14 protein-coding genes are annotated in these 15,245 nt (G+C 69.8%); 8 read left to right on the forward strand and 6 right to left on the reverse strand.

The annotated features are described in order from the left end of the window. Window positions 1-65: 65 nt before the first annotated feature. The 5 genes from QSK15_RS14410 to QSK15_RS14430 all read left to right on the forward strand — a co-directional run bounded on the left by QSK15_RS14410 (window position 66) and on the right by QSK15_RS14430 (window position 5,945). Window positions 66-1,667, forward strand: coding sequence for a peptide ABC transporter substrate-binding protein (locus QSK15_RS14410; protein WP_285794705.1), 1,602 nt, complete (start codon window positions 66-68; stop codon window positions 1,665-1,667). A gap of 198 nt (window positions 1,668-1,865) precedes the next feature. After that, window positions 1,866-2,804: an ABC transporter permease gene (locus tag QSK15_RS14415; RefSeq protein WP_285794706.1), complete on the forward strand. Its 939-nt coding sequence runs from the start codon at window positions 1,866-1,868 to the stop codon at window positions 2,802-2,804. 72 nt (window positions 2,805-2,876) lie between these two features. Further along, entirely contained in the window at window positions 2,877-3,833 is a 957-nt protein-coding gene (locus tag QSK15_RS14420) for an ABC transporter permease (RefSeq protein ID WP_285794707.1), read from the forward strand. Window positions 3,834-3,898: 65 nt separating this feature from the next. Next, complete coding sequence (locus QSK15_RS14425; protein WP_285794708.1) at window positions 3,899-4,930, forward strand: ABC transporter ATP-binding protein; 1,032 nt, start codon at window positions 3,899-3,901, stop codon at window positions 4,928-4,930. Beyond that, window positions 4,911-5,945 carry an ABC transporter ATP-binding protein gene (locus QSK15_RS14430; protein ID WP_285794709.1) on the forward strand — a complete coding sequence of 345 codons (1,035 nt, stop codon included), beginning with the start codon at window positions 4,911-4,913 and terminating at the stop codon, window positions 5,943-5,945. Before QSK15_RS14425 ends, QSK15_RS14430 begins: the two co-directional genes overlap by 20 nt. A gap of 122 nt (window positions 5,946-6,067) precedes the next feature. On the opposite strand, the gene purH is transcribed toward QSK15_RS14430, so the two are convergent. Next, window positions 6,068-7,639, reverse strand: a complete 1,572-nt coding sequence (gene purH / locus QSK15_RS14435) for a bifunctional phosphoribosylaminoimidazolecarboxamide formyltransferase/IMP cyclohydrolase (RefSeq protein WP_285794710.1) — start codon at window positions 7,637-7,639, stop codon at window positions 6,068-6,070. Next, on the reverse strand, window positions 7,636-8,256 hold the full coding sequence (gene purN / locus QSK15_RS14440; protein ID WP_030337827.1) for a phosphoribosylglycinamide formyltransferase: 621 nt from the start codon (window positions 8,254-8,256) through the stop codon (window positions 7,636-7,638). The genes purH and purN overlap by 4 nt, the downstream gene beginning before the upstream one ends. Before the next feature lie 289 nt (window positions 8,257-8,545). On the opposite strand from purN, the gene QSK15_RS14445 reads away from it, so the two are divergent. Beyond that, on the forward strand, window positions 8,546-9,100 hold the full coding sequence (locus QSK15_RS14445; protein WP_030337828.1) for a DUF4190 domain-containing protein: 555 nt from the start codon (window positions 8,546-8,548) through the stop codon (window positions 9,098-9,100). Between the two features lie 54 nt (window positions 9,101-9,154). Here the strand turns inward: QSK15_RS14445 and QSK15_RS14450 are convergent, their stop codons facing one another. Next, window positions 9,155-10,444 (reverse strand): cell division protein PerM, encoded by a 1,290-nt coding sequence (locus tag QSK15_RS14450; RefSeq protein ID WP_285794711.1) that lies wholly within the window; start codon window positions 10,442-10,444, stop codon window positions 9,155-9,157. A 200-nt stretch (window positions 10,445-10,644) separates the two neighbouring features. Here QSK15_RS14450 and QSK15_RS14455 point away from each other — a divergent pair, with 200 nt between their 5' ends. Next, on the forward strand, window positions 10,645-10,911 hold the full coding sequence (locus tag QSK15_RS14455; protein WP_285794712.1) for a DUF4190 domain-containing protein: 267 nt from the start codon (window positions 10,645-10,647) through the stop codon (window positions 10,909-10,911). 73 nt (window positions 10,912-10,984) lie between these two features. On the opposite strand, the gene sucD is transcribed toward QSK15_RS14455, so the two are convergent. From sucD to icmB, 3 genes are all read right to left on the reverse strand, one after another. Then, the gene (sucD, locus tag QSK15_RS14460; RefSeq protein ID WP_285794713.1) at window positions 10,985-11,872 is read right to left on the reverse strand and encodes a succinate--CoA ligase subunit alpha; all 888 of its coding nucleotides are present in this window, start codon (window positions 11,870-11,872) and stop codon (window positions 10,985-10,987) included. 2 nt (window positions 11,873-11,874) lie between these two features. Further along, a complete protein-coding gene (gene sucC, locus QSK15_RS14465) occupies window positions 11,875-13,053 on the reverse strand; it encodes an ADP-forming succinate--CoA ligase subunit beta (protein ID WP_285794714.1) in 1,179 nt (392 codons plus the stop codon). Between the two features lie 434 nt (window positions 13,054-13,487). Next, a complete protein-coding gene (gene icmB / locus QSK15_RS14470; protein ID WP_030337833.1) occupies window positions 13,488-13,892 on the reverse strand; it encodes a coenzyme B12-dependent isobutyryl CoA mutase small subunit in 405 nt (134 codons plus the stop codon). Between the two features lie 473 nt (window positions 13,893-14,365). On the opposite strand from icmB, the gene QSK15_RS14475 reads away from it, so the two are divergent. Next, a complete protein-coding gene (locus QSK15_RS14475) occupies window positions 14,366-15,073 on the forward strand; it encodes a M23 family metallopeptidase (protein ID WP_285794715.1) in 708 nt (235 codons plus the stop codon). Window positions 15,074-15,245 lie beyond the last annotated feature (172 nt).

The following is a 15,245-nucleotide window of genomic DNA, read 5'->3' on the forward strand; positions in this document are numbered from 1 at the left end:
GCTTGTTGCGCAGCGTAACCCAGCGTCGGGCTTGACTGCGCAGCGTGAGGAGATGAGGAGGCTCAATGCGAGTTCGTAGACTCGCCGCCTGGACCGCCCTCCCGCTCGCGGTGACGCTGGGCCTCGCGGCCTGCGGCAGCGGCGGAGACGGTGGATCCGGCGGCAGCGACAGTTCGGTGGTCAGCATTCAGATCGCCGAGCCGAAGCACCTGGTTCCGACAAACACCACCGAGACGTCCGGCGCGCAGGTGCTCACCGGCCTGTTCAGCCCGCTCGTCGACTACGACGCCCAGAACAAGCCGTACGAGGTCGCCGCGGAGTCGATCACCTCGTCCGACAACAAGGTCTGGACGATCAAGCTCAAGGACGGCTTCACCTTCCACAACGGTGAGAAGGTCACGTCCGAGGACTACATCAACGCCTGGAACTACGGCGCGTACGCCCCCAACGGTCAGGACAGCAACTACTTCTTCGAGAAGATCGCTGGCTACGCCGACCTGCAGGGCAAGACGCCGAAGGCCAAGGAGATGTCCGGCCTGAAGAAGGTCGACGACCTCACCTTCACCGTGACGCTCTCCGAGCCGTACATCGACTTCAAGACGGTGCTCGGTTACACCTCGTTCTACCCGATGCCGGACGCCGCGTTCTCGGCCCCGGGCGTGCTCAAGGACTCCTACGAGCAGGCGCCGATCGGGCAGGGCCCCTTCAAGATGAAGGGCACCTGGCAGCACGACAGCAAGATCGACGTCGAGCGCTACGACGCCTACCCGGGCGAGAAGCCCAAGGTCAAGAACATCGAGTTCCGGATCTACCAGCAGCTCACCGCGGCCTACGCGGACGTCCTCGCGGACAACCTGGACGTGCTGCCCACGATCCCGACCGAGAGCCTGAGCACCGCGCCGAGCGACCTGGGCGACCGGTACCAGACCAGCCCGATGTCGTCGTTCCAGTTCCTCGCGTTCCCGACGTTCGACAAGGACTACAGCAACCCGGACGTGCGCAAGGCAATCTCGATGGCGATCGACCGTGACGAGATCACCAAGTCGGTCTTCAAGGGCTCGCAGACGTCGGCGCGCTCCTTCGTCTCGCCGGTCCTGCCGGGCTACCGGGAGAACACCGCCGGCGCGGCGGCCGAGTTCAACCCGACCGAGGCCAAGAAGCTCTACCAGGCCGCCGGCGGTCCGTCGAAGATCGTCATCTCGTACAACGGCGACGGCGGGCACAAGGACTGGGTCGACGCCACCGTCAACCAGCTCAAGACCAACCTGGGCGTCGACGCGGTCGGCTCGGCCGAGCCGAAGTTCGCCGACCTGCTCACCAAGGTCGAGAAGAAGACGCCGGTGGGTGCGTTCCGGATGGGTTGGGTCATGGACTACCCGACCATGGAGGACTACCTCGGCCCGCTGTACACCACGAACGGCTCGTCGAACTACTACGGCTACAGCAACCCGGAGTTCGACAAGCTGGTCAAGGAGGGTTCCGCCGCCAAGACGCAGGACGAGGCGATCGCCAAGTACCAGCAGGCGGAGGACATCCTGGCCAAGGACATGCCGGTGATCCCGCTCCGCTTCGGCGAGAACGTGTTCGGCCACTCGTCCAAGGTCAAGAACGTCGAGATGGACCTGTTCCAGCGGGTCAACCTCGTCAAGATCGAAGCAGCCAGCTGAGCTGAGCATGGTGCGGGCCACCCGGGCGACGAAGCCCGGGTGGCCCAATCCGCGCCACCGGGGGCCGGGCCGCAGCAGCGGACCCGGCGTCGGTGGCGCCGGCTCCCCCGGGCCGGACGGCACGTCTCCGATATTTCGGGTACGACCAGAGACGCCGTCCTGCGACCCTTTCGCACATTTCCGGAGAGACTGCTAAGCATGTTCCGCTACATCCTGCGGCGCCTACTGCAGATGGTCCTGGCCTTCTTCGGGACCACCCTGATCGTCTACGCGCTGACATTCGCCGGGCAGGGCGACCCGATCCAGGCGCTCGCCGGCGAACGCCCGGTGACGCCGGCGCAACGGGCGTACCTGACCGAGAAGTACCACCTGGACGCCACCGGCGTCGGCGGCTTCTTCTACCGCTACTTCGACTACGTGAAGAACCTGCTCCAGGGCAATCTGGGCGAGTCACTCACCGGTCGGAACATCGGTGACATCCTCCAGCAGGCCTGGCCGGTCACCGTGCGGCTCGCGCTCATCGCGCTCGCAGTGGCGATCATCTTCGGCGTCACCGCGGGGGTCCTCGCCGGCATCCGCCGGGCCAGCATCTTCGACAATTCGACGCTCGTGCTGACCCTGCTGGTGCTGGGCATCCCGACCATCGTGCTGGCCCCGCTGGCGCAGTACCTCCTGGGCGTCAAGTGGCAGCTCTTCCCACCCACCGCCGGCTCCGACCCGACGTTCTACGCGCTGCTGCTGCCGGGCATCGTGCTCGGCTCGCTGTCGCTGGCCACCGCCCTACGGCTCACCCGGGCCTCGGTGGCGGAGAACCTGCGCGCGGACTACGTCCGGACCGCCCGGTCCAAGGGCCTGGTCAAGCGGCGCATCGTCATCGTCCACGTGCTGCGCAACTCGCTGATCCCGGTGGTCACCTTCCTCGGTGTGGAACTGGGCAACCTGATGAGCGGCGCGATCATCACCGAGGGCGTCTTCAACATCCCCGGCGTGGGCTTCAACCTCTTCCGCGGCATCCGCACCGAGGACGGTCCCCTGGTGGTGGGCATCGTCAGCGTGCTGGTCGTGGTCTACCTGATCTCGAACCTGGTGGTGGACGTCCTGTACGCCGTACTCGACCCGAGGATCCGCTATGAGTGAGCGCAGCGAACGAATCATCAGCGCAGCGTGCTTGGGCTCTCATGCCGGTGCCGAGCGCAGCGAGGTGGCGGCATGAGTGACTTTGAGACTGTGGCGGCCACCGAGAACCAGGCCGCGCGGCGTGGCCCCTCGGGCGAGCCGGGCACACCCAACCAGGTCGGCGCCCCGAACAAGCCCCGCAGCCTGGCCGGGGACGCCTGGCGCGACCTGCGCCGCAACCCGATCTTCTGGATCTCGCTGGCGCTGGTGGTCATCTTCACCCTGATGGCGCTGTTCCCCGGCGTGTTCACCGCCAACAGCCCGAACGACTGCCTGCTCTCCCGGCAGCACGCCGGGCCGTCCGGCGGGGCCATCTTCGGGTACGACTTCCAGGGCTGCGACACGTACTCCCGAGCGGTCTACGGCACCCGGGCGTCGCTGCTGGTCGGCGCGCTCGCCGCGCTCGGCACCGGGATCATCGCGCTGGTGGTCGGCATGCTGGCCGGCTACTTCGGCCGCTGGGTCGACGCGGTGCTCTCCCGGGTGATCGACGTGGTGCTCGGCATCCCGCTGCTGCTGGCCGCGATCGTGCTGCTCAAGCGGGTGTCCAGTGACAGCCAGTGGGCGCGGATCGGCGCGGTCGTCTTCGTGTTGGCCCTCCTGGGCTGGACCACTGCCGCCCGGGTGGTCCGGTCCTCGGTGATCACCGCCAAGGAGCAGGACTACGTCGCGGCGGCCCGGATGCTCGGTGCCGGCAACAGCCGGATCATGTGGCGACACATCCTGCCGAACTCGCTGGCCCCGGCGATCGTGGTGCTGACCATCGCGCTCGGCTCGTTCATCGCGGCCGAGGCGACGCTCTCCTTCCTGGGTATCGGCCTGAAGGCACCCACCATCTCGTGGGGTCAGGACATCGACACCGGCCGGATCCACATGCGGGAGGCGGCCACCCCGTTGATCGTCCCGTCGACCTTCCTGGCGTTGACAGTGCTGGCGTTCATCATGCTCGGCGACGCGATCCGTGACGCCTTCGATCCGAAGCTGCGGTGATCCATGCGAGCGCGAGGAGTGAGCGAAGCGAGCCCCGCAGTCGCGAGCGAAAGGCAGGCACAGCCATGACCGTTCAACCGACGCCCGCCTCCGCCACGCCCGAAGGCGGTCACCTGCTGGAGTTGCGGGACCTGCACGTCGAGTTCCGCACGAACGAGGGTGTCGCCCGGGTGATCAACGGCGTGTCGTACCACCTGGACGCCGGCGAGACCCTCGCGGTGCTCGGCGAGTCCGGCTCGGGCAAGTCGGTCACCGCCCAGGCGATCATGGGCATCCTGGACACCCCGCCCGCGTTCGTCCGCTCCGGCCAGATCCTCTACCAGGGTGAGGACCTGCTCACCCGCTCCGAGGAGCAGCGCCGGCAGGTACGCGGCAAGGAGATCGCAATGATCTTCCAGGACGCGCTCTCCGCCCTCAACCCGGTCTTCCCGGTCGGTTGGCAGATCGGTGAGACGCTTCGTCAGCGCGCCGGCATGTCCCGGGCCGACGCTCGACGCCGTGCCATCGAACTGATGGATCTGGTCAAGATCCCGGGTGCCGCCAAGCGGATCGGGGACTACCCGCACCAGTTCTCCGGCGGTATGCGGCAGCGCGTCATGATCGCCATGGCGTTGGCGCTGGATCCGAAGGTGCTGATCGCCGACGAGCCCACCACGGCGCTCGACGTGACAGTGCAGGCGCAGATCATGGACCTGCTCGCCGACCTGCGCCGCGAACTCAACATGGCGATGATCCTGATCACCCATGACCTGGGTGTGGTCGCCGGTGTCGCGGACCGGATCGCGGTCATGTACGCCGGCCGGATCGTCGAGCACGCCGACGTCCGCTCGCTCTACAAGGCGCCCGCCCACCCGTACACCAAGGGGTTGTTGGAGTCGATCCCGCGCCTGGACGTCCGCGGCCAGGAGCTGTCGACGATCAAGGGGTTGCCGCCGAACCTGATGCGCATCCCGTCCGGCTGCCCGTTCCACCCCCGGTGCCCGTACGTGCAGCAGGTCTGCGTGGACGAGGTGCCGCACGACCTGGTCCTCGGCGACGGCCGGACCAGCGCTTGCCACTTCGCGCAGGAGGTCCGTGATGACAGCGTCGCCCGCTAACTCCACCAAGGTCCGCGGCGAGACCATCCTCTCCGTCGACAACCTGGTGAAGCACTTCCCGATCACTCAGGGGGTGCTGTTCCAGCGGCAGATCGGGGCGGTGAAGGCCGTCGACGGGGTGAGCTTCGAGCTGCGTCGGGGCGAGACGCTCGGCGTGGTCGGCGAGTCCGGCTGCGGCAAGTCCACCCTCGCCCGGCTGCTGATGCGGTTGGAGACGCCCACCTCCGGGCGCGCCACCCTGGAGGGCAGGGACCTGTTCAAGGCCTCCGGCGGCGAGCTGCGCCGGTTGCGCCGCAACATGCAGATGGTCATGCAGGACCCGTACACCTCGCTGAACCCGCGGATGACGGTCGGCGACATCATCGGCGAGCCGTTCGACATCCACCCGGACGCGGCGCCGAAGGGCAGCAAGCAGCAGCGGGTCCAGGAACTGTTGGACCTGGTCGGGCTCAACCCGGAGCACATCAACCGGTACCCGCACCAGTTCTCCGGCGGTCAGCGTCAGCGCATCGGCATCGCCCGTGCGCTCGCGCTGAAGCCCGAGGTGATCGTCTGCGACGAGCCGGTGTCGGCGCTGGACGTCTCCATCCAGGCGCAGGTGATCAACCTGCTCAAGCAGCTACAGGGCGAGCTCGGGCTCTCGTACATCTTCATCGCGCACGACCTGTCGGTGGTGCGGCACATCGCCGACCGCGTCGCCGTGATGTACCTCGGTCGGATCGTCGAGATCGGCACCGAGGACGAGATCTACGAGCGGGCCACCCACCCGTACACCCAGGCTCTGCTCTCTGCCGTGCCGGTGCCGGACCCGGAGGCCCGGGACCAGCGCAACATGATCCGGCTGGTCGGCGACGTGCCCAGCCCGGCCGACCCGCCGAGCGGATGCCACTTCCGGACCCGCTGCTGGAAGGCCCAGGAGATCTGCGCCGTTGAGGACCCGGCCACGGTGCCAAGGGCCGCCGACCCGCACCCCTCCGCCTGCCACTTCGCCGAACTTCGCCCCACCCCAGCCTGACCCACCCCGCCCGACCCGAGCGGACCAGAGCCGTTGATCATGAAGTTGTTGCCCTGACACGCCGACGTGCAGGGCAACAACTTCATGATCGACCAGGTTTCGGGGGCGCGGGGGCCGGGGGGTTAGTGGAAGAAGTGGCGGGTTCCCGTCAGGTACATCGTTACGTTGGCCTTCTTGGCCGCCTCGATGACCTCTTCGTCGCGGATCGAGCCACCCGGCTGCACGATGGCGCGGACGCCGGCGTCGATCAGGATCTGCGGCCCGTCGGCGAACGGGAAGAACGCGTCCGAGGCGGCGACCGAGCCGCGGGCCCGATCGGCACCGGCACGGGTGACCGCCAGCTGCGCCGAGTCGACCCGGTTGACCTGACCCATGCCGACCCCGACGGTGGCACCGTCCTTGGCGAGCAGGATCGCGTTGCTCTTCACCGCGCGAACCGCCCGCCAGGCGAACGTGAGGTCCCGCAGCAACTCCTCGTCGGCGGCCTCACCGGTCACCAACCGCCAGTTGGCCGGGTCGTCACCGGGGGCGTCCACCCGGTCGGCGACCTGGGCCAGCACGCCACCGGTCACCTGCCGCACCTCCACCCGGGCCGGCGTCCAGGCCGGCGCCCGCAGCAGCCGGATGTTCTTCTTGCCCTGCAGCACCTCGACCGCGCCCTCGTCGAAACCGGGGGCGACCACCACCTCGGTGAAGATCTCGGCGACCTGCCGGGCCAGCTCGACCGAGACCGGCCGGTTGACAGCGATGACGCCACCGAACGCCGACACCGGGTCGCAGGCGTGCGCCCGGCGGTGCGCCTCGGCGACGTCTGCGCCGATGGCGATGCCGCACGGGTTGGCGTGCTTGATGATCGCCACCGCCGGCTGGTCGGCGAAGTCGTTCGCGGCCCGCCAGGCGGCGTCGGCGTCGACGTAGTTGTTGTACGACATCTCCTTGCCGTGCAGCTGCTCCGCCTGGGCCAGCCCCGCCGGGGCGTCCGGGTCGACGTAGAGCGCGGCCGGCTGGTGCGGGTTCTCCCCGTAGCGCAGCACCGCCGACTTACGCAGCGCCGAACCGGTGAACGTCGGCCAGGAGTCGTCGGCCGGCGCCAGCTCACGGGCGCACCACTCGGCGACAGCCACGTCGTACTCGGCGATGTCGGCGAACGCCCGCGCCGCCAGCGCACGACGCTGGGCCAGCGTGAAGCCACCCTCGGCGAGCGCCCCGATCAGCGCCGGGTAACCGGCCGGGTCGGTGAGCACGGCGACCGAGGCGTGGTTCTTGGCGGCGGCCCGCACCATGGCGGGGCCACCGATGTCGATCTGTTCCACGCACTCCTCGACGCCGGCGCCGGAGGCGACTGTCGCCTGGAACGGGTAGAGATTGGAGACCAGCAGGTCGAACGCCGCCACGCCCAACTCGTCGAGCTGCGTGACGTGGGTGTCCTTGCGCAGGTCCGCGAGGAGACCCGCGTGCACCTTCGGGTGCAGGGTCTTCACCCGGCCGTCGAGCACCTCGGGAAACCCGGTCACCGTCTCCACCGGCGTCACCGGCACCCCGGCGGCGGCGATGGTGCCCGCCGTACTGCCGGTCGAGACGATCTCCACGCCGGCCGCGTGCAGGGCCTGAGCCAGCTCGACCAGCCCGGTCTTGTCGTAGACGCTGACCAGCGCTCGCCTGATCGGGCGGCGCCCGTCCTGAGTGGGACTCACGGAACCGTGACCTTCCTTCCGGTGATGGTCCAGCCTTCGCGGACCAGGCGACCGACCTGCTCGACGAGCTGGCGCCGCTCGGCTTCCTTGATGCGCTCGGTGAGCGTGTCCACGTCGTCGTCGTCCAGCACCGGCACCGCGACCTGCGCGACGATCGGCCCGGTGTCCATGCCGGCGTCGACGAAGAAGAGGGTGGCCCCGGTGAGCTTCACGCCGTAGGCGAGGGCGTCACGCGGGCCGTGGATGCCGGGAAACGCCGGCAGCAGCGTGTTGTGGGTGTTCAGGTAGCGGTCGCCGAAGGCGGCGAGAAAGTGCGGACCGACCAACTTCAGGAAACCGGCCGAGATGACCAGGTCGGGTTGGTGCTTCGCGACGTGCGCGGTGAGCGCGCGGTCCCAGGCCTCCCGGGTGTCGTGGTCGCGGACCCGCTCCACGAACGTCGGCACCCCCGCCGCCTCGGCCCGGTCCAGGCCCGCGATGCCGTCGCGGTCCGCGCCGACCGCGACGACCTGCGCGCCGTACGCGGGGTCGGCGGCGGCATCCAGCAGCGACTGAAGGTTGCTCCCGGAGCCGGAGATGAGGACGACGATGCGGGCGACAGACGCGGGCTCGGTCACCGGGTCACCCTATCGGCAGGTCAGGGACGCCCATCGGCTGGGCGGCGCGCCGTCATCACCAGCGGCCACGTGCCTCGACCCGGTACGCTGCCGCTCGCTCGGGCTGAACGCCGCACCGGCCCACACACCGCCCCTGATCCGGCACGACGAGGCGGCCGACAAGAGCTGTTCACGTGCTTTGGGAAAGATGTCCTCCCGCCGCATTACTGGGCATTGGGAGGACTGACCGCGATCATGGATGGAAACAAAGAGCACCAACTGACGGAACCCAGTTCAAGGAGCTTCTCGAATGCAGCCCGGTAACCCCGGTCAGGACCCGTACGGCCAGCAGCCCAACCAGGACCCGACCGCTCCCCAGCCGCCGGCCGCCCCGTACGGCCAGCAGCCCACCTCCGGCCAGCCGTACGGCCAGCAGCCCAACCAGGACCCGTACGCCGCACCGCAGGCACCGTACGGTCAGCAGCCCACCTCAGGGCAGCCGTACGGTCAGCAGCCGCCGTACCAGGACCCGTACGCCCAGCAGCAGCCCCCGTACGGCGCCCCGACGTACCCGAACGCCGGGTACCCGCAGGCGCAGGGGCAGAACAACACCCTCGGCCTGGTGTCGATGATCCTCGGTATCGCATCGATCCCGCTGGTCTGCTGCCTGTACCTGGGCATCCCGGTCGGCATCGCGGGCATCGTGACCGGTTATCTCGCCAAGCAGAAGGTGGCGCAGGGCCAGGCCAACAACGCCGGCCAGGCCAAGGCCGGTCTGATCTGCGGCGCGGTCGGCGTCGGGCTGGGCATCCTGCTGCTCATCCTGAGCGTCGTGGCGCAGGTCAACCTGCCCACCCAGCCCTGACGGGCTCGGATTCGACGGGGCGTTCCGGGTTCGCCCGGGGCGCCCCGCGCTCGTCTACTGTGCCGGCCGGCGGGTCAGCACGCGGGTGGCGGCGGCGCCGAGGAGCGCGCCGGCCGTGATGACACCGGCCGCCACCGCCCCGACCTGCCAACCCACCGGCCCGACCTGGGACAGCCGACCGGCGCCGAGCGGTCCACCGGAGACCGCGGCGGCCGCACCGAGCACCACCCCGGCCACCGGCCCGGCCAACGCCGCCGGCGCCAGCAACTGGGCCCAGCGTGGGGCGGCCCGCTCAGGCCCGGCGAGTCGAGCCACCCGACGGGCGAGCAACCAGCCGGCGACCATCCCGGCCAGCACCGGCACCGCGAGCAGCAGCGCGCCGAAGCCGTCCACCGGGCCCCGCGGCAGGCCAGCGAGCAGCGGCACGGCCGGCAGCGCGCCGACCGACACCTCGCTGGTGCGCACCGCGGTGTCGGTCCCGACCGCGAAGCCCGGCCCGAGCAGGTAACTGGTCGACCAGACCGCCGCGTTGGGCGCGTAGGCGACGCTGACCAGTGTGATGCCGGCCTGCCCGGCGACCCCGGTCCGGTACGCCCCGATCATGTCGGCCGCGTCGCCGCCGCCGGTGGCCACCGCCAGGCCGGCCGCGCCAGCGCCCGCGCCGAGCAGCAGCAGCCCGGCCACCAGACCGGTGCGCACACCGTCGCGCACCGGGCCGGGCAGCCATGCGACGAGCAGCCGGGTCACGGCGGTGATCCGGACAGCGCCGACCAGCGCAGCGAGTGTGCCGACCACCGCGAACGTGGCGCCCGCCCGGATCAGCGACACCTCCGGCCCGCCGGTGCCGACCAGCACCGCCGCGAGCGCGCCGAGCAGCGCGTATCCGATGCCGACCGCAGCCGCGGCGAGCAGTGCCCTACGCGGCGAGCGGGTGTCGCGAGCGCCGATCGCCCGACTGACGTGCACGCCGGCCCGGGTCAGGCGCCAGAGCGCGAGCACTGTCAGCGCGAGCGGGGCGAGCCCCAGCGGGCCGGACTCGGTGCGCAGGGGCACGCCGTGCCCGAGCAGCCAGCCGGCCAGCGCGGTGCGCAGGGTGCCGGTCAGCGTGGTGGAGTCCGTGCCGAGCTGCACCAGGCCGAGCACGATGGCGACCGGGAGGTAGGAGGTGAGCGCGGCCCAACAGGCGGCCACCCCGGCGGCAACGGGCAACGGCGCACGCCCGCGCGGCGACCCACCCGCGCGGGGCGCGGGCACCCGCCGGGCCGACGCGGCACGGTCGACCGGCCGGTCGTCGGCGCTCACACCGCCGGGACGGCTGGGACGGTCAGGGGTGACGGGGGACATCAGCTCTACTCTGGCACGTCGCGCGGGCGGTGGCAGTCCGTTAACCCCTCCTGAGGACCGCGAGTTCACCGAACCGGCGTCCTGCCCACCCGGGCCGGTCTAGCCTCGGCCCAGAGGGGGCGCGAGCCGCCGCCACCCGGGACGGGTCCGCCGGCCGTCGTCCGGGCCGGTACGGCGCCCATGACCGCTCGGAGGAAGTTGTGACGACGCCATACCCGCCTCCCCCGCCACCACCGGCGCGGGGACGCGACCGGACCACCCTCTGGGGCGTGCTGGGCATCGTGCTGGGGCTGATCTGCTGCGGCATCCTCGGCATCATCTTCGGCTACCTGTCCATCCGCGACGCCCGGCGGTACGGGCAGTCGCCGTTGCTCGGTTACCTCGCCATCGCGTTCGGCGTGATCAACATCATCGGCGGCGCGATCCTGCGGGCAACCGGCAACTACCCGTTCTGGAACAACGACTGACCGGCGGCGAGCACAGGTACGCCGAAGGGGGTCGACCGTGACCGGTCGACCCCCTTCGTGTTGCCGGACCGGCTCAGCTGCCGGACATGATCTCCCGCATCAGCTTCGCCGTCTCGGTCGGCGTCTTGCCGACCTTGACGCCGACCGCCTCCAGCGCCGCCTGCTTCGCCTCGGCGGTGCCGGCCGAGCCGGAGATGATCGCTCCGGCGTGACCCATGGTCTTGCCGGGAGGCGCGGTGAAGCCGGCGATGTAGCCGACCACCGGCTTGGTGACGTTGGCCTTGATGAACTCGGCGGCCCGCTCCTCGGCGTCGCCACCGATCTCACCGATCATGACGATGGCGTCGGTCTCCGGGTCGGCCTCGAACGCCGCGAGGGCGTCGATGTGGGTGGTCCCGATGATCGGGTCACCGCCGATGCCGACGCAGGTGGAGAAGCCGATGTCGCGCAGCTCGTACATCATCTGGTAGGTCAGCGTGCCGCTCTTGCTGACCAGACCGATCCGGCCGGAACCGGTGATGTCGGCCGGGATGATGCCGGCGTTGGACGCGGCCGGCGAGGCGATGCCCGGGCAGTTCGGCCCGATGATCCGGGTCCGCTCGCCCTGCGCCACGTTGTACGCCCAGAACGACGCGGTGTCGTGCACCGGGACGCCCTCGGTGATCACCACTGCCAGCGGGATCGCGGCGTCGATCGCCTCGACCACGGCGGCCTTGGTGAACTGCGGCGGCACGAAGATGACGGTGACGTCGGCCCCGGTCTCGGCCATCGCGTCCGCCACGGACGCGAAGACCGGCAGCTCGGTGCCGTCGAAGTCGACAGTCTGGCCCGCCTTGCGCGGGTTGACGCCGCCCACCACATTGGTGCCGGCGGCCAGCATCCGCCGGGTGTGCTTGGAACCCTCGGACCCGGTCATCCCCTGGACGATGACCTTCGAGTCCTTGGTCAGCCAGATAGCCATGATCAGACCCCCGCAGCTGCCAGCTCGGCGGCCCGCTCGGCCGCACCGTCCATGGTGTCCACCCGCTGTACGAGCGGGTTGTTCGCGCTGTCCAGGATCGCCCGGCCAGCCTCGGCGTTGTTGCCGTCGAGCCGGACGACGAGCGGCTTGGTGACCCGCTCGCCGCGCTGCTCCAGCAGGGCCAGCGCCTGGATGATGCCGTTAGCGACCTCGTCGCAGGCGGTGATGCCGCCGAAGACGTTGACGAAGACGCTCTTCACGGCCGGGTCGGAGAGCACGATCTCCAGCCCGTTCGCCATCACCGCGGCGCTCGCGCCGCCGCCGATGTCGAGGAAGTTGGCCGGCTTGACGTTGCCGTGCCGCTCACCGGCGTACGCGACCACGTCGAGGGTCGACATGACCAGACCCGCACCGTTGCCGATGATGCCGACCTCGCCGTCGAGCTTGACGTAGTTGAGGTCCTTGGCCTTGGCGGCCTGCTCCAGCGGGTCCACCGCGGCCTGGTCGACCAGGGCCTCGTGGTCCGGGTGCCGGAACGCCGCGTTCTCGTCCAGGCTGATCTTGGCGTCGAGCAGCAGCATCCGGCCGTCGCCGTTCTTGGCGAGCGGGTTGACCTCGACCAGGGTGGCGTCCTCGGCGACGAACGCCTGCCACAGGCCGACGGCAATCTCGACCACCTGGTCGGCGACCTCGGTCGGGAAGCCGGCAGCGGTCACGATCTCGCGGGCCTTGGCCTCGTCCACGCCCTTCACGGCGTCGATCGGGGCCTTCACGACCTTGTCGGGGGTGTCGGCGGCGACCTGCTCGATGTCCATGCCGCCGGCGACGCTGGCGATGCAGAGGAAGGTGCGGTTCGCCCGGTCGAGCAGGTACGAGAAGTAGTACTCCTCGGCCACGTCCGCGGTCACGGTGATCATGACCTTGTGGACGGTGTGACCCTTGATGTCCATGCCGAGGATGTCCGTGGCCCGAGCCACCGCCTCATCCGGGCCCTCGGCCAACTTGACGCCGCCGGCCTTACCTCGGCCGCCGACCTTTACCTGCGCCTTGACGACCACACGGCCGCCGAGGCGTTCGGCGATCGCGCGGGCCTCTTCCGGGGTAGTGGCGACGCCGCCGGCCAGCACGGGCAAGCCGTGCCGCTCGAACAGGTCCCGCCCCTGGTACTCGTACAGGTCCACGATTGCGCGTCCCGTCCCGTCTCCGCGGCGCGCCGTCGCGCCGCCACCAGCGTTCAGAAAACAGTTTGACGCCTGTCATCAGTTGAAACAGGCCATTGGCCGCAGCCTAGCGAGGTCGGCACCGCCGGCAACCGAGCGGGTGCACGGTGTGCGGTAATGCACAACCGGACATCAGGTGTGGCCCGTTTCCGGTCATCCACCGGGTGACATCCACCGTCCGAGCGATGTTGTCCGGCTTGCGTAACCCTGCGGTGGGGGCGTCGTTGAGTCAGATGTCGGAGCGCTGAACAGCGCAATGACGGGAGACGGCCGATGCCCTGTCGGTCGAGGGGTGGCGGCGGGGCATCGTGCATAGAGGGGCCGGACGTGTGAGGGGTGCGTCCGGCCCCTCCCCCGTGCCCGGATCCGGTCGCCGCGGCGGACCGGCGTGTTTCTCAGGAGACCGGCTGGGCCACGTTCTGCCGGACCCAGTCGACAATCGCCTGAGTGGTGGCGCCCGGCGTGAAGATCTTCGCCACGCCCAGCTTCTCCAACTCGGGAATGTCGCCGTTCGGAATGATGCCGCCGCCGAACACGACGATGTCGCGGGCGTCCCGCTCAGCGAGCAGTTCCAGCACCCGCCGGAAGAGCGTCATGTGCGCGCCGGAGAGCACGGACAGGCCGACCGCGTCGGCGTCCTCCTGGATGGCGGTCTCCACGATCTGCTCGGGGGTCTGGTGCAGGCCGGTGTAGACGACCTCCATCCCGGCGTCCCGCAGGGCACGCGCGACGACCTTCGCGCCTCGGTCGTGGCCGTCCAGGCCAGGCTTCGCGACGACGACCCGGATACGAGAGCTCATCAGCGCACACCTTTCACCGGCTTGACCGCCTTCACCTTAACGAACGGTAACCCGGCCGGCCCGGCCCGGGAAATCCGGGCTCCGTCACCGGCCGTTACCCGGCGCAGCCGCCCGACAACCCGGGGTGGTCCGGCCGCGAACCCTCCCGCCACCTCCTCGACAGTGCCGGCGACACCATCCCGGCGGGGTGCGGAGTCAAGCCGGACGAGTCCGCCGGAACGGTCACGCTCGGCGACGAACGGGCAGCGACGGGGGCACCGTTCGGCGTCGCGATGCATGACAATCATGGACGCAAACGGACAGATCGACACGCCAATTTCTCGCTCTAGCTTGTGACTCGCCTGGCGAATGGCTAACGTGTCCACGGTTGTCATCAGGTCCATGGACGGGTGACGACGCGGTCAGCGGACGTTCACTGGAACTTCAGAGGACGCCCACCGGCCGCTTCGGAACCCCGACAACGGAGGGTGTGCGTGCGCCAGCGCCTGTCGTCTGAGCCCGATCGATATCGCGGTCGCCGCCGCGTACCCACCCCACCCCGCAGCCGTTACGCCGCTGTCGTGACCACCGCGTTCGTCGGTGCCGGCATCGTGGCCCTCGGCGCGAGCGCCCTGCCGGACGCGAAGGACGTCAGCCCGTCGGTCCTCGACGAGCTCAAGCAGGCGTCGATCACCAGCCAGGACGCCGCCGCCCGGTCGGAGAACGCCGACCGCGCCTCCCGGGACAGCCGCAGGGAGGACAGCGCCGAGCCCGAGGTCTGGCTGCTGCCGCTGCAGGGCTACGACTTCAACTCCCCGTACGGGATGCGCTGGGGCAAGCTGCACACCGGCGTCGACCTGGTCGCCGCCGAGGGCACCCCCTATGTGGCGATCCACGACGGGCTGGTCACCAAGGCCGGCTGGTTCGGTGGGTACGGCAACGCGGTGATCGTCCAGCACGCCGACGGCAGCGAGGCCATCTACGGCCACTCCTCCGCAGTGAGCGTGAAGGAAGGCCAGCAGGTGAAGGCGGGCGACCAGCTCGGCCTGGTGGGTCAGACCGGCCACGCGTACGGCACCCACCTGCACCTGGAGATCCATGTCAAGGGGCAGCCGAAGGACCCGGTGCCGTTCCTCCAGGAGCGCGGAGTGGACATCAAGCTGCAAGTTGAGGCAATTTACAGCGAGGTAGCCGCCTCCTGACGCTTCGTCACGACCGTTGACCGCCCGGATCTGTCGATCCGGGCGGTTTTTCGTGCGGCGACCCTGGCTGATGTATCCCGGGTCACAGCGGCGATTGTGACCGGCGACACGGGCAAACATGATCACTTTTCCGGAAGTAGTGCACCAGATCGGGCCATATCGGGGCAGCCGA

This window comes from Micromonospora sp. NBRC 107095 (assembly GCF_030269705.1).
Lineage (GTDB): Bacteria > Actinomycetota > Actinomycetes > Mycobacteriales > Micromonosporaceae > Micromonospora > Micromonospora parva.

Coding starts and splice junctions, on each gene's coding strand:
- QSK15_RS14410 (WP_285794705.1), top strand. CDS start 66: ATGCGAGTTCGTAGACTCGCCGCCTGGACCGCCCTCCCGCTCGCGGTG.
- QSK15_RS14415 (WP_285794706.1), top strand. CDS start 1,866: ATGTTCCGCTACATCCTGCGGCGCCTACTGCAGATGGTCCTGGCCTTC.
- QSK15_RS14420 (WP_285794707.1), top strand. CDS start 2,877: ATGAGTGACTTTGAGACTGTGGCGGCCACCGAGAACCAGGCCGCGCGG.
- QSK15_RS14425 (WP_285794708.1), top strand. CDS start 3,899: ATGACCGTTCAACCGACGCCCGCCTCCGCCACGCCCGAAGGCGGTCAC.
- QSK15_RS14430 (WP_285794709.1), top strand. CDS start 4,911: ATGACAGCGTCGCCCGCTAACTCCACCAAGGTCCGCGGCGAGACCATC.
- QSK15_RS14445 (WP_030337828.1), top strand. CDS start 8,546: ATGCAGCCCGGTAACCCCGGTCAGGACCCGTACGGCCAGCAGCCCAAC.
- QSK15_RS14450 (WP_285794711.1), bottom strand. CDS start 10,444: ATGTCCCCCGTCACCCCTGACCGTCCCAGCCGTCCCGGCGGTGTGAGC.
- sucD (WP_285794713.1), bottom strand. CDS start 11,872: ATGGCTATCTGGCTGACCAAGGACTCGAAGGTCATCGTCCAGGGGATG.
- icmB (WP_030337833.1), bottom strand. CDS start 13,892: ATGAGCTCTCGTATCCGGGTCGTCGTCGCGAAGCCTGGCCTGGACGGC.